The organism is Spirosoma taeanense, assembly GCF_013127955.1.
Lineage (GTDB): Bacteria > Bacteroidota > Bacteroidia > Cytophagales > Spirosomataceae > Spirosoma > Spirosoma taeanense.
The window spans coordinates 4,093,098-4,107,965 of record NZ_CP053435.1; the positions used below are offsets into that span (position 1 = coordinate 4,093,098).

The 14,868-nt window shown below is 54.2% G+C and carries 6 protein-coding genes; all 6 read right to left on the reverse strand.

The genetic code is table 11. The annotated features are described in order from the left end of the window. Positions 1–3 precede the first annotated feature (3 nt). Positions 4–2,325 (reverse strand): glycosyltransferase family 4 protein, encoded by a 2,322-nt coding sequence (locus HNV11_RS17160; RefSeq protein WP_205402737.1) that lies wholly within the window; start codon positions 2,323–2,325, stop codon positions 4–6. A gap of 267 nt (positions 2,326–2,592) precedes the next feature. Continuing rightward, positions 2,593–4,422, reverse strand: coding sequence for a TMF family protein (locus HNV11_RS17165; protein ID WP_240163515.1), 1,830 nt, complete (start codon positions 4,420–4,422; stop codon positions 2,593–2,595). A 217-nt stretch (positions 4,423–4,639) separates the two neighbouring features. Next, entirely contained in the window at positions 4,640–5,998 is a 1,359-nt protein-coding gene (locus tag HNV11_RS17170; RefSeq protein WP_171740827.1) for a bZIP transcription factor, read from the reverse strand. A 308-nt stretch (positions 5,999–6,306) separates the two neighbouring features. Continuing rightward, entirely contained in the window at positions 6,307–8,070 is a 1,764-nt protein-coding gene (locus tag HNV11_RS17175; protein WP_240163517.1) for a beta strand repeat-containing protein, read from the reverse strand. A 244-nt stretch (positions 8,071–8,314) separates the two neighbouring features. After that, positions 8,315–12,595: an endonuclease/exonuclease/phosphatase family protein gene (locus HNV11_RS17180; protein ID WP_171740828.1), complete on the reverse strand. Its 4,281-nt coding sequence runs from the start codon at positions 12,593–12,595 to the stop codon at positions 8,315–8,317. A 203-nt stretch (positions 12,596–12,798) separates the two neighbouring features. After that, entirely contained in the window at positions 12,799–14,832 is a 2,034-nt protein-coding gene (locus tag HNV11_RS17185; RefSeq protein ID WP_240163519.1) for a beta strand repeat-containing protein, read from the reverse strand. Positions 14,833–14,868: the final 36 nt, after the last annotated feature.

The following is a 14,868-nucleotide window of genomic DNA, read 5'->3' on the forward strand; positions in this document are numbered from 1 at the left end:
CAGTTAGCCGTTAACGAGTGATGAAATCGCTACCTGCACCGATTTCTTTTCTGTATGCTGTTTCTGAACGTTGTATAGCTCAGCCAGGGCCAGCAAATACGAAAGCGTTGATTCGGCACCCTGGTTCTGGTTTACCCGGTCTATATGCAGGCCATCGCGGCAACCGCCTGTCTGCTGGTCATAGATCGGCAGGCCCAGGTCATTCAGGCCCAGGAACCACTTGAATACCCGGATGGCGGTACGGTGCCATTCTTCATCGCCCGTTACAACATAAGCCGCCAGCGTGGCCGCAACGGTGCTCTGGGCTTCCAGCGGCTGCTGATCAAAATAGGCCCGGGTCTGCCCTTTGGTATAGAACCCATTTGATCCGATAGGCTGGAAATGACCCCGTTCGGATGTCTGTAGGTCCACCAGCCACCGCAGCGACTGAAGGCCAATCTTCACCAGGCGCTCATCACCGGAGCGAATCAGCACATGGGCCAGCACAGCGTTGTCGTAGGTGAGCTTATCCTCAAACCACGGCCAGTCTTCCGTTGCCGTTTCGGTATACCGGAACATGAGTTTATCGAGCAGTTGCCGCTGGATGGTTTTAGCCAGACGGTCGTCGTTAAACTTCTTCTGATACTCATAGATACCCAGCAGCGCAAATGCCCAGGCCCGGGGCGAGGTCATCTCGACAATTGTGGGCAGGACTTTCTCAAGCATACTCATCGCCCAGGTTACCGTGTTGCGGTCGGTAGCCCGGCCAATGCAGACGCCCAGCGCCCAGATGGTCCGCCCGGTGCTATCGTCGGATCCGACTTCCTCAAGCCAGCGCCGATCATAACTCATAAAGTTGCGGAACCGATGGTGATCTGGCGAGTAGGCATGGTTCAGAAACGCACAGTAGTTGTCGGCAGCCTGCGCCAGCTTCCGTTCGCCCAGTCCGGTTTCCTGCAGCATGACGGCCAGAATGAGCGCCCGTGCATTGTCATCGGTGCAGTACCCTTCTTCATAGAACGGCAGGTGATAGCGGGCATGCTGCACGATTCCCGTCGAATCGGTCAGCCGGTAGAGATGATCCAGCCGCAGCGCCGGTAGTTTGAATGCTGCCCGACCGTTACCGCCCATATCGTAGGGGGTCTGGTTGTTGATGGTAGTCATCCGTTCCCGGCGAGCCTTGGCAAACGAGTCGGCATAGTGCTGAATAACCCGCTCCCAGATCATATCGCGTCCCATCATATAGCCCCGCTTGCGCATGGCGTGACGCATTGGCTCGTCGGTAAGCAGATTGATGACCTGCTCGGCAATGGCATCGGAATCGTTAAAGGGCACCAGCACGCCCCGTTCATCGGCCAGTAGTTCTTCAGCGTGCCAGTAAGGTGTTGAAACAACGGCTTTCCCCACGCCAAACGAGTAAGCCAGCGTTCCGGAAGTGATCTGGGCTTCGTTTAGATAAGGCGTAATATAGATATCGGCCGCCCCTAGGTATTCGCGCAGGTCGTCGAGTTCAACAAACTGATTATAGAACCGGACATGATCGCGAACGCCACAATCGGCGGCCAGCTTTTTCAGACTATCGCGATAGGCCTCGCCCTCGTGCCGAACCAGATGCGGATGCGTAGCACCCAGGACCATATACACTACATTCGGGCACTTCTCTCTAATACGCGGCAAGGCACGGATTACATTCTCGATGCCTTTATTGGGGGAGAGCAGACCAAACGTCAGCAACGTCTGCTTGCCTTCCATACCGAACCGGTCCTTATAAAAGTGCGGGTCCACAAACGGCATGTCCGGAATACCGTGTGGAATGATATCAATTTTCTCTTCGGGAACCTCGTAAATGTTAATCAGGAAATCGCGCCCTTTTTCAGACATGCAGATCACCCGTGAGGAAAGATCGGCAATGCTTTTCAGAACCAGCAACTGCTCTTCGCTGGGCGTTTTCAGAATCGTGTGGAACGTTGTCACAACGGGCATGGTCAGGTTCCGCAGCAGCGTCAGAATGTAGCTGCCGGCGGGACCGCCAAAGATACCGTACTCATGCTGGAGGCATACGACCTCCGTATCTTTCGAGTTCAGAAATTCGGCGGCTTTCCGATACGCTTCCTGATCGTGCTGGTAAAAATCGTACCGAACTTCATTGGGGTAATTATACCCGTCGGGCGTATCGTTGACCGATACAACCATGGCTCTCGAATCAGGAATGAACGAATCGTATGACTTGTAGAGGTCAGAGGTAAACGTAGCAATACCGCATTGGCGCGGAAGGTAATCGCCAATAAAAGCCACATTTTTCGGGTTGCGGTTCCATACCGTCGAGTCGTTCATATACGTTGTCATAGGCTTTACATGTATTTCTGAGGAACAGGGGCCGGATTGGTTTTACACATTCCGGTTGCCCGCCCTGTAATAAGCAACTAAAGCTCTATTTTGTTTGGCTAAACGAAATATTTAATAACCTTGTTAGCCAATACGTAACATTCAACGAATATTATACATATAAAATAGTATTTTTACCACAATTTGTATGGCTATATAGACTAAGCGAAGCAATGCTTTTAAATGAATAAATCTCTCCTTTAATGAGAAAGTGAGGTAAATAATGTATTAACGTTTTCTCAGCCGTTTAACAGTTTGCTGTAGTTTGTGGTTTTGCCGCCGAAGCTGATCGACTTCGTGCTTAAGCTGAATAACATACAGCATCGTTTCTTCTACTTTTTCGAGCAGTTTGGCGTCCATTTTGCCCACATCCACACCATCTTTCATTACTTCAGCGGCTGAGGGTACGCCCGGCAGGTGCCGGTTCGTTCTAATAAACTGCTCAACCTCGGCTAACGGCCGTAGTCTATACGTTGGGGCAAACACGAAGTCGCTCCAATCGCTGCTGTTCCGTACCGCTACTTTCACGCGCTCCGTCAGAATGCCATCTTCCACAAAGAGTTTGTAGCCTGTTGGAATTTTGCCAACATGGTTGCCGATGATGACTTTTCCACCGGCTGTATTCTGCAGATGCTGTCCGTTTAATTGCCATAGCGACTCCCCGGCTGCATTAGCAGCATCCGGTAGTCGGGCTCCGTTTACGTAGTTGGCCAGAACAACGTTGCCGCTGCCGTCGACCGTCAGGAACTTGCTGGCATTCATAACGCCACTATTGGCAGAAGTCAGGTTAGTGAATCGAAGCCCGGAGATACCGCCTGTACCGCTGGCTACTTCGAGCCGGGTAGCGGGGGCCGTGGTACCGATACCCACGTTAACATTATTACCCAGCACCAGTGCGTTAGAAGTCGTTACACGGGCGTTGGCGCCAATAGCCGTCGCATTCGTCAGACCAGCCGCTCCTGCATCAGCCCGGAAACCCAGATATGTGTTGGTATTACCACCGCTGTTGGTTCGGCCGCTTTCAAATCCAATCGCTACATTATTACTGCCATTAACCCCCACGCCATTGCCCGCATTGGTGCCCAGATATACATTGAAGCCGCCCGTGGTGTTCTGCCCCCCGGCATTATCGCCCACAAAGAAGTTGGCCGAACCGCTCTGGTTGGCCGAACCAGCGTTTACCCCAATCATCAGGTTTGAGGAGCCGGTGGTGTTGCTTAGCCCTGCCTGCACGCCGATGAACGTGTTGAAACCACCATCCGTATTGTTCAGGCCGGCGTTATAGCCAATCAGGGTGTTGGCGCCACTGCGTGACTTGAAGCCTGCCCGACTCCCAATGAATGTATTCTGCGCTCCGCTTACATTATCGTGACCCGCCGAGTTGCCAATGAATGTATTATGACTGCCCGTGTTGCCGCTGACACCGACATCGTTTCCCATAAAGGTGTTGTTGCTGCCCGTCGTGTTTTCGTAACCGGCCTGATACCCCACAAACGCATTGCCGGAGCCACTGGTGTTGTTGTAGCCAGCATAGGTTCCCAGAAACGTACTGGCGCTGGCGTTATTGATCAGTCCGGCCGCGTAGCCAACCAGTACCGAGCCGCCCCCATCTGTATTGAACTGCCCGGCAAAAGCACCCAGCATCGTATTCGATCCGCCCGTTGCGTTCGATACGCCTGCCGAGGCTCCCAGAAAGACATTGAATTCACCGTCGGTATTCTGCCGACCGGCCTGCGCGCCAACAAAGGTGTTGTTACTGCTGTACTGATTGGTTACGCCCGAACTAGCACCCAGAAAGACATTATTGATCCCTTCCGTGTTGTTCAGGCCCGCCTGATAACCCAGGAATGCGTTATCATTTCCCGTTAAGTTCTGATTACCAGCCTGATAGCCTACAAACGTATTCCGATTGGCATTCATGGCCGGATTACCGGCCAGAGGCCCTATTAACGTATTGAACGTTCCGGGCGTAGTGGCGTTTGCCGTACGAACCACGTAGTTTGTTTGTGCTGCTGCGGCCAGGGGCATTAGCAACAGGCAGAGATACCATTTTTTCATAGCGTAAGAAAAGGCAGACAGCCAGAAGCACCCGGCTCTCTGAGGGTAAACGGTTTGGGTCAGCTAGCTTGGTAGTTCAAATATCCCTAAAAAAAAGCAGACTGGTTGTCCAGTCTGCTTTAACGGTAACCCAATATAGCGTAACGGATATGAACAAATTGTTACATATGTATATTCAGTAGTAAATATGACCACTGAAACTATCTCCGAATGGATTTTAACGTCGGCTGATTTTAGCCTTTTTCTTCACAGCCGCCAGTTCCCGCTTGAGTTGCTTGATTTCCTGGGTATGCTGCTCCTTCATCTGGAGCATGTAAAGCGTTAGCTCTTCAATTTTTTCGAGCAGCTTGGCGTCCATCCTGCCCACGTCCACACCTTCCTTAACGACTTCGTCGGCCGAAGGAACCCCCGGCAGGTGGTGGTGCTCTTTAATGAACTTGCCTACTTCGCTGAGTGGCCGCAGGTTGTAGGTCGGAGCGAACACCTTATCCGACCAGTCGTTGGCGTTTTTAATGGCAACCTTTACTTTTTCGGTCAGAATTCCTCCTTCTACAAAGAGTTTATAGTCAGCCGGAGTTTTCCGAATGCCGCTGCCAATGATGATTGCTTCACCACCCTTGCTTTGCAAATACTGCCCATTACGTGTCCAGAGCAGATCAATCGTTTCGGCATCGGCCACCTGACGGGCACCGTTGGCGAAGTTAGCCAGAATCACATCGCCATTTGCGTTTACCGTTAAGAATTTAGTGGCATTACTGCTGGGTGTACTCGCCGAGGTCAGCGGCAGACGCAGCCCCGCCGTATTGGCTAATCCACCCACAATTTGCAGTTTATTGGCGGGAGCCGTGGTACCGATACCCACGTTGGCGTTATCGCCCAGCACCAGGCTGTTGCTGGCCGTTACGCGCGCGTTGGCTCCAAACGCACTCGCATTGGTCAGGCCCGATGCCCCGGCGTCGGCCCGGAAACCCAGATACGTGTTGGTACTACCGGCACTATTGCCCCGGCCAGCTTCAAAACCAATGGCCACGTTATTGGAGCCGTTAACGCCTGTTCCGTTGCCAGAGTTCGTACCCAGGTAGACATTATAGCCGCCTGACGTATTTTGCCCCCCGGCATTGTCGCCCACAAAAAAGTTGGCCGTGCCGGTCGTATTGCTCGAGCCCGCGTTGGTCCCCAGCATCAGGTTTGAGGAACCAGTGGTGTTATTCAGCCCGGCCTGTACGCCGATGAACGTGTTGAAACCGCCACTCGTCGTAGACGCCCCGGCCTGAAATCCGATCATGGTATTCGCCGAGGCCGTAGCCGATACGCCGGCCCGATGACCAACGAGCGTGTTCTGCGCAGCGGTCTGTGCAGCCGCGCCCGCTGAATACCCCATCAGAACGTTAGTGCCCCCTGCCTGCGGAAGGGTCAGAAAGCTACTTCCATTTGCCTGAATAGATTTACCGGCGGGCAGGTTCAGATCACCCTCTATGGTCAATGGGGTATTGGCCGGAGGAGCGATCGACTGGGCGTACAAGGCGGGGGTTAGCAGACCAGCCAGCAAAACGGAGGGCAGTAAATTTTTTTTCATAAAGCCTGACAACAACGGGATGGATGCGTCCTGAATTAAACAGTTTTTCCTAACCCATCTTATGAGCTTGGCAATCGATGGATTAGGTTCCGGACCAAAGTTAACATTTTTCGCAAATCATTAACAACGGTCATTTTTTTCAGCGCGCTTTTTTTACAAAACTTTTATTGGTCATACTATCAGTTAGGAAAGAAAATGAACCAATAAGCCCGTGGAGTGTGCCGGATTGACTCCACGGGCCTGATTCAAAATTACGTAAAGCGACCGCGTTTAATCCATTAAAAATTTTTAACCCGGTTTTCTTCCAGTTATCGCCCGATTTTCTTTCCGGAAAGCCGCCGTTTCAGGGCGCGGTTTTCGCTTGCCAGCTGTTCGACCTTTTTGTTGATCTGCACTACATACAGGGTTAACTCTTCAATTTTTTCCAGAAGTTTGGCGTCCATGCGGGCCATATCAACTCCCTCCTGAACCACCTGCTCCGCCGAAGGTACGCCTGGCAGATGCTGGTTGGCTTTAACGTACCGCTCCACTTCTGCAAGCGGCTTGAGCTGATAATCTGGGGCAAATACGTAATCGCTCCAGTCACGGCTATTCCTGACCGCCACTTTCACCTTCTCGGTCAAAATTCCTTTGCTTACAAACAGATTGTACTCGGCCGGAGTACGGCCAACACCCGTGCCGATTATCACTGCATCGCCTTCCCGACTTTGCAGGGTCCGCCCCGTACGGACCCATAAGCCTTCGGCGCTGGATGCGGTAGCTTCAGCACCAGCGCGAGCGCCACTAACGTAATTGGCCAGAATTACATTGCCGGTTGCATCGACGGTCAGGAACTTGCTACTGTTAATAGCAGAGGTGTTGGCGGAGGTCAGGTTAGTGAACTTGAGACCAGACAAACCGTTCGTGCCGCTGGCTACTTCCAGTCTGGCCGTTGGCGCTGTCGTGCCAATACCCACACTGGCGTCGGTTGCGCCCAGAACAACCGCGTTGGAAACGGTTACTTTCGCATTGGCCCCAAACGCACTGGCATTTTGCAGGCCCGAAGCTGCGGCATCGGCCCGGAAGCCGATGAAGGTATTCGTCAGCCCGCCACTGTTGGTCCGGCCGCTTTCGAAGCCAATGGCTACGTTGTTATCACCATTAACGCCCGCGCCATTCCCCGCGTTGGCGCCCAGATAGACGTTGAAGCCACCCGAAACATTCTGCCCACCGGCGTTATCACCCAGAAAGTAATTGCCCGATCCGGTGGTATTGTTCAACCCGGCATTAGTACCCATCATGTAATTACTGGAGCCGGTGGTATTGCTGGCCCCGGTCTGAACACCGATAAAGGTATTGAACTGACCCGTGGTATTTCCATAGCCCGACCGATAGCCGATGAACGTATTGGCCGTACCGACGTTGTTATAGCCGGTGTTAAAGCCCAGGAACGTATTCTGGACGCCGGTCTGGTTCAAATACCCCGCCTTACTGCCGATCATTACGTTTCCGTTGACGCTCGTATTAGCCCCCGCTGAGTCGCCAAGCATTACGTTATAACGGGCCGTCTGCAGATTGTAGCCCGCCCGAACTCCATACGCTACGTTGGCATAACCAGTGGTGCTGTTATACCCCGCCTGAAAACCACCAAAGGTGTTGTTGAAACCTGTTTTGTTGTTAAAACCGGCCTGTGCGCCTTCAAACAGATTCTCCCGGCCCAGCGTATTGTTACGCCCGGCCTGCGCGCCCACAAACGTATTGTTGATAGCCGATGAGTTCAGCACGCCCGCGTAATAGCCAATAAAGGTATTATAGGTTCCCGTGGTGTTGCTCAGGCCTGCCTGGCCGCCCACAAACGTGCTGTAGCTGCCGACCGTCATGTTTTTGCCCGCCGACCGACCCAGCAGAACGGTGTACCCCGCCGTCATGGACGAATTGCCGGCGTCAATACCAGCAATAACGTTGTTATTACCGGGCGTAGGTGAATTGGGTGAAGTGACAACGATGTTGTCCTGAGCCTGTACTTTCAAGGTGACTAGTGAACTGAACAGACCCACAAGGGCTAGAAATGAATAGGTAGAGCGTAGTTGCATACACATGAATCTGAGGTGATAGTGGTCAAAAGTACCGAACCCATTCTGCACTCGCTACGCCGGTCGACCGACATTTACTGACTGGTAGCTGAACGGCCCGGCCGGCGTAGCGAGGGGCTTCCATGCGTTTGCTGAATTCAGTTGCCTGAACGTATAATCGGCGGCAGGACAATAGGCGAATGAAAGCAAACAACCGCCCGGCCGAAGCCAGGCGGTTGTGTTGTAAGCTTCATTACGTAAGCAACTAATGACGGTTTTTCAGTTGCTGTCTGATCTGCTGGTTCTCCTTCTTAAGCTGCTGGTTTTCTTTTTCCAGTTGCTCCAGACGTTTGTTCATCTGCATCAGGTACAGCATGGTTTCCTCTACTTTTTCGAGCAGTTTGGCATCCATCTTACCCACGTCCACGCCGTCTTTCACCACTTCAGCCGCCGAGGGTACGCCCGGTAGGTGACGGTGGGTTTTTACGAACGCTTCTACTTCGGCCAGTGGCTTCAGGCGGTAGCCGTTGGCAAAGACGTAGTCGGCCCATTCGCTGGTGTTGCGGATTGCCACTTTCACCTTTTCGGTCAGGATACCATCCTGTACAAACAGCCGATAACCGACCGGCGTTTTGCTGATCTTATCGCCAATAACAACGCCGGTTCCGGTATTCTGCAAATATTGACCGTTCAGTTTCCAGAGTCCGTCAATGGCGGCTTCGCGGCTGCCGCTGGCAAAGTTGGCCAGAATCACATTACCCGTCGCGTCAACGGTCAGGAACTTGCTGACGTTCAGGCTGGCGGGCGATGCACTTGTCAGCTGGGTCAGTTTCAGGCCCGAGCTGTTGGTGGTGCTGCTCACCACTTCCAGTTTAGCCGTGGGGGCCGTGGTACCGATACCCACGTTGACATTACTGCCCAGCACCAGGGCGTTGGAAGTCGTTACCCTGGCGTTGGCACCAATGGCAGCCGCATTTTGCAGTCCCGACGCGCCCGCATCGGCCCGGAAGCCCACGAACGTATTGGTGATACCGCCGGTGTTCGTTTTTCCACTCTCAAAGCCAATGGCGACGTTGTTATCGCCGTTGACACCCACTCCGTTACCGGCGTTGGTGCCCAGATAGACGTTGAAGCCACCCGAAACATTCTGCCCACCGGCGTTGTCGCCCAGGAAGAAGTTGGCTGTACCCGTGGTGTTGCTCACCCCGGCATTGGTGCCCATGATAAAGTTCGATGAACCCGTGGTGTTGTTCAGACCCGCCTGCACGCCCATGAAGGTATTGAAGCTTCCCGTGGTTGTACGCAGACCCGCGCGGTAACCGATGAACGTATTCGCACGCCCGTTGCTGAAATAGCCCGCCGAGTCGCCCACAAAGGTCGCCTGCACGCCTGTTGTGTTTGAATAACCAGCTTTTGAGCCGATAAAGGTATTCCAGGAAGCCAGGTTCTTATAACCGGCCGAATCGCCCACGGCTACGTTATTGGTGCCGGTCTGGTTCGAGAACAGGGCTTTTGGCCCCAGAGCCACGTTGCTACCCCCGCTGGTGTTCGAAGCCCCGGCGCCGGTCCCAACGAACAGGTTTTCGCCAGTGCCTGCCGAACCACCCGTTACCGTCACCGACGTAATGGCCGTAGCCGTCTGGCTGGCTGCATCCGATACCTTTACCGTGAACGACTGAGCGCCGGTAGCGGTCAGGTTCGTTACCGTAGCGGTGTTGCCATTGGGCGTGATCGTACCCGGTCCGCTGAACGTATAGCTATACGGAGCCGTACCACCCGATACCGTTGCCGACAGCGTAGTCGAACCCGCCGACGTAACCTGCGTAGGATTGGCAGTAAGCGTAACGGCCAACGGACTCGAATCACCCGGCAGAGCCGCTAAGTTAAAGCGTGCCGATACCGGATTGTGGTCTGAAGTCGTTGCCCCATACGGTCCCTCGATGCCGGTAGCCGGTAACAGAACATTGGTCGAGTTGCCGACATAGGCAGGAGCCAGCTCATTCGAGATGGTGATATGATCAATGAAACTCGCCGATGAGTTAAACGTTACGCAGCCTGTGGCTTCAAGGGGTTTGGTGATGACCTGGTAGTTGGCCGCATCCTGATCGAAAGCGGCATAGGTTGATGGCTGCCCCGACGTAATCGACGTCAGAATCTGGTCGTTGTAGTCACCAAGCAGGATAATGTTTGCATTGGGATAGTTCTGATCCAGTTCAGCTTTCAGATCCAGAATGTCCTGTTTCCGGCGGTTATAATCGGCCGTAGCGCTGCCCGATTTGGCGTGGATACCCACGACGTGAATCTTGCGCGTAACGCCGTTGATAGTTACGTTCGCTACGAACAGGTACGGTAACCGGCCCGACGCCCAGCCGTTTGAGGACGGATATGAGTACTTATCCATCAGTAGAGGCTTGCTCTCCGCCAGCACCGGCGTTACGGTTGCGGTGTTATACAGGACGCAAACCTTCTGCGCGTATCGGGTTGGACCAAAGACAGTTCCGTCACTGTTTACGGTCTGATCGCATTCGTTCTGGAAGTAATATGAAAATCGGTTCGAGCACACGTAGCTATAACTGCCCGGCAGCGAACTAACAACCTGGGCGTAGCGAGCCTCATCACTTACTTCTTCGTCAACAATGATGTCGGCGTTCAGCTTCTCGAATACAGCCTTTACGTTCCGGGCCTGCTTGTCTTCATCAACCGGTCCCTGGTCGGCATACGGCCGGGTAGTTGGTGCGGTGGGACAGGTAATTGAACCCGCATCAGCTCCAAAGAATTCTACGTTCCAGGTGCTGATATCGAAGGTCTGATCGCGGGTCAGTTCCGAGCCACCCGTACCGCCACAAATCTGATCCGCCAGCGTAGCTCCCGGCACGTCGGACAGAATCCGGGGAAACAACTCTGTGATGTTCGTTGCCCCACTCGTAAAATGATCGCTGATACCGACGATATCTACCGGGCCCGAAGGCTTGGTCGCCCCGTTCAGTTCCGAAGCACCTTTGATGTACAGCGTACCGGTTGATGAACCCGCCGTCAGCGTGTACGACGTACTGCTGAAGGTGGGAGCCGTGCCACTGATGGTTACGCCCAGCACTTTTACGAGCAAACCTTCATTGGCGGGCAGCTGATCGAGCGTCACCACTTTCGGCTCGGGAATTCTGGGCGTTCCCGCCACGACGGTATAACTGGTTATATCCAGTTCCCGGGCGCCCTGATACGTATTGATGACACCGGCCACCTGAATGGAATCGCCCAGCTGTACCTGGCTACCTACGGCTGTGGTGCTGTTGAAAACCGAAATGCCCGCCGTTGCGTCCTGAATGTAAAACTGCTTACCGCCAAACTGGCTGCTGACCGTAACGCGTCCGGCGACCTTACCACCCGGCAGCGATGCCGTAGAAGTTCCGTTGGGTTGCGCCCGGGCCACCGCGATAGTTGCAAAAGGAGCTGCCGGATCATTTACGGCCCCGCTTACCGTTACGTTCACCGACAGCGGTCCCGCTGTCGTACTGGTTGCATTTGAAACGGTCGCGCTCACCGGCCCGGCGGTGGCACCCGTCAGACGGACCCGAATAACGGCATCAACGTTACCGCTGGCGGGCGTAATGGAGAGAGTCGGTGTGTAGATACTACCATCATTGCTGATTTCAACGCCCGCCGTGGCCGAGATGTTGACGGGCTGCGTCAGGTTTCGTCCCGTCAGCGTGTACGAGCCTGGCGCCGAGGTAGTCCCCACATTGGTCATCAGGTTGGAGATGGTTACCGGGGTGGCCGTTAAGGTCGGATTTGTCGATGGTGCGTCTGTAGTCGGAACAATCGATACGTCGTCGATAGACAGGCCATGGTCACTCCCGGTCTGGTCGGCATCGTACCAGCGGAGCATAACTTCCTGCCCGTTCGCCACAGACAGGCCCGTAATGGTATACGTCTTAACGGTGCGGTTATCAGCAGCGTTTCCGTTAAGCGCGCCTGAGGCAACGGTTGTACCCGAAATCGGACTGGTAAAGTCCAGCGATGGCACGGCCGTGTAGCCCGTTGGTACAGCGCCCGCGGCTACGCTCAGGCTCGTGATGGGCGAAGCCGAAACCAGATACGAGAAAGTGACGGTTTGAGCCGCAGCCCCGCTGTTGCGCCACTGCTCGCCTGCGTAAGTTACCTGCAGCGACGTGATTGTGAAACCCGTATTATTCTGCAGCCGAATACCATAAGCAAAGCTACCGGCTGCCGCTCCGCCCGAGCCAACCGAACCCAGCGCCCGGTCGGTTTCCGTACCTGTTCCGAAGCTATAAAGAGCGCCCGCATTCGAACCTCCATTACTAGCGGTAATAGTGGTTCCTGTTCCGGTTCGCTCGGCATAGACGCCGGGAATCGTCGTATTCTGCTCATAGGTAGCAGTTCCGCTGGTTACCAGCGTATTGAACGTTTCGGTAAGGGTTGTGCTGGAAGGCGTGACCGATACCTGCGCCAGAACAGGCATCGCCAGACTGAGCCCGCAACACAGCATAACGAAGAGTCGGTTGTAAAACCGTTGGTAGAATTTGGACATGATTCCTCCATATGAGTTGTTGATGCCGCAAAATTACCGACTTAAAACCTGTTTTTTGTTTCCGGAATAGGATGTCTGGAACACCAATACCCGATTCGTTTAATTACGGATGTCATTACGTTGTTAACTCCTTAAGGGATAATGCCTTTGCGGAGTCCCCGCTCAGAAAAAATTATTGAGCGGGGAGACACAATCCGGATTAATTACCGACGCTGACGACGCAGTTCAGCAACCTGCCGGGTTAACCGGCGATTCTTCTGATCCTGCAACTGAGAGCGTTTTTCGAGCGCAATGACGTAAAGTGTCAGCTCTTCAATCTTTCTGAGTAGCATCGCATCGGTCTGGTGGAGATCGTTACCCTGCTCGACCATGCCCTCGGCCGAGGGGACACCCGGCAGGTGCTGGTTGGTCTTGATGAACTCCTCGACCTCAGCCAGCGGCTTGAGTTGATAGGTTGGGGCGAACACGTAATCGCTCCACTCGGCAGTGTTTTTCACCGCTACCTTCACCTTTTCAGTCAGAATCCCCTTACTCACAAACAGATTGTAATCGGCGGGCATTCGGGCGATGTCCTGTCCAATTACGACCCGGTCGGCATTTCGGCTATGCAGAATCTGACCATTACGTTCCCAGAGGGCGTCGGCCGCTACGCGACCACCACTGCCGTAGTTGGCCAGGATCACCGTGCCCGTTCCATCCACCGTCAGAAACTTGCTGGCGCTACCCGCTGCGGGCGAGCTACTGGTCAGGTTCTCCAGCCGCAACCCCGAGCTATTGGCTACCCCACTGGTGACATGGAGCCGGACCGAGGGCGCCGTGGTACCGATACCTACGTTAGCGTTGTTGCCCAGCACCAGCGCGTTGTTCACCGTTACGCGGGCGTTAGCGCCAATGGCAGCCGCATTTTGCAGTCCCGACGCGCCCGCATCGGCCCGGAAGCCCAGGAAAGTATTAGTAGTGCCGCCACTGTTGCCCCGGCCAGCTTCGAAACCAATAGCCAGGTTGTTGGAGCCATTAACGCCCGTGCCGTTACCGGCGTTGGTGCCTAAGTAGACGTTATAGCCGCCGGTCGTGTTACCGGCCCCGGCGTTGTCACCCACAAAGAAATTGGCCGTACCGCTGGTGTTGGCGTAACCCGCGTTCGTACCGATCATGACGTTGGAATTACCGTTTGTATTATTCTGCCCCGCCTGTACGCCCAGAAAGGTGTTGAACTGACCCGTGGTGTTGCTTAGCCCCGCCTGAAACCCCAGCATGGTGTTTGATCCGGCGGTCGTATTCGTTCCGGCCCGAATGCCAATCAGGGTGTTTTCAGTTCCATTAAAATTGGCTAATCCGGCTTTGCTGCCGATCATGATATTATTCCAGGCCAGATTATTCAGTCCGGCACTGTCGCCAATCATGATGTTGTAAGACGCGCTTTTATTATTGTAGCCCGCCCGCATACCAATAGCGATATTGCTGGACCCCGTACCATTGCCAAACCCTGCCTGAACGCCCATGTACTGATTCTGCTTGCCGGTGGTGTTACCAGCTCCGGCCTGCAAGCCCAGGAAAACGCTGTTTACGCCAGCCGTATTATTACTGCCAGCGCCGTAGCCCAGCATGACGTTATTTAGCCCGGTGGTGTTGGACGCCCCCGCCCCCGAACCAATGAAGGTGTTGTTTACCCCTATAGTATTCTGAGTACCGGCGCTGGCCCCCACAAAGGTGTTGTCCTGCCCGCCCGTGTTGAGCCGCCCCGCCCGGTACCCAACGAACGTATTAAACCCCGACGTATTCTGTATGCCAGCCCCGGCGCCAACAAATGTATTCGCCGATCCACCACCCGTATTGTATCCGGCACTATCACCTACCATTACGTTATAAACCCCGGCGTATTGGGAGTAATACGCAAAAGCGCCCACCGCCACGTTATTCGATCCTCCCCGATGCCCAAAGGCTCCGGCGTATGAGCCAATGTACACCGTATTCCGATTACCATACGTAGAACTCCCGCTGCCCGCCGAATACCCCAGGTACGTATTGTAGGGAGCCGCCGGATCATCAAACGCCTTGTAAGATCCAATGCCGACGGTTTTAGTCAACGTAGAAGAAATCGGGAGCTGGAAACGGTAGCGCTGCTCACTGTTCGCGCGCAGGTTATAGGTAGAGAGCGGTACATTGATGGCTGGTCCCGTCTGCGCCAGTGCAGTCTGTCCAACCAGCAGCAACAGGAGTACGTATTGATTTTTCATAACCGGATTGTTTTGCCAGGGCAGTGGTTTGAAACG

Bases quoted from the DNA above. Each gene is read 5' to 3' on its own strand.
- HNV11_RS17160 (WP_205402737.1), bottom strand. From the start codon at position 2,325: ATGACAACGTATATGAACGACTCGACGGTATGGAACCGCAACCCGAAA.
- HNV11_RS17165 (WP_240163515.1), bottom strand. From the start codon at position 4,422: ATGAAAAAATGGTATCTCTGCCTGTTGCTAATGCCCCTGGCCGCAGCA.
- HNV11_RS17170 (WP_171740827.1), bottom strand. From the start codon at position 5,998: ATGAAAAAAAATTTACTGCCCTCCGTTTTGCTGGCTGGTCTGCTAACC.
- HNV11_RS17175 (WP_240163517.1), bottom strand. From the start codon at position 8,070: ATGCAACTACGCTCTACCTATTCATTTCTAGCCCTTGTGGGTCTGTTC.
- HNV11_RS17180 (WP_171740828.1), bottom strand. From the start codon at position 12,595: ATGTCCAAATTCTACCAACGGTTTTACAACCGACTCTTCGTTATGCTG.
- HNV11_RS17185 (WP_240163519.1), bottom strand. From the start codon at position 14,832: ATGAAAAATCAATACGTACTCCTGTTGCTGCTGGTTGGACAGACTGCA.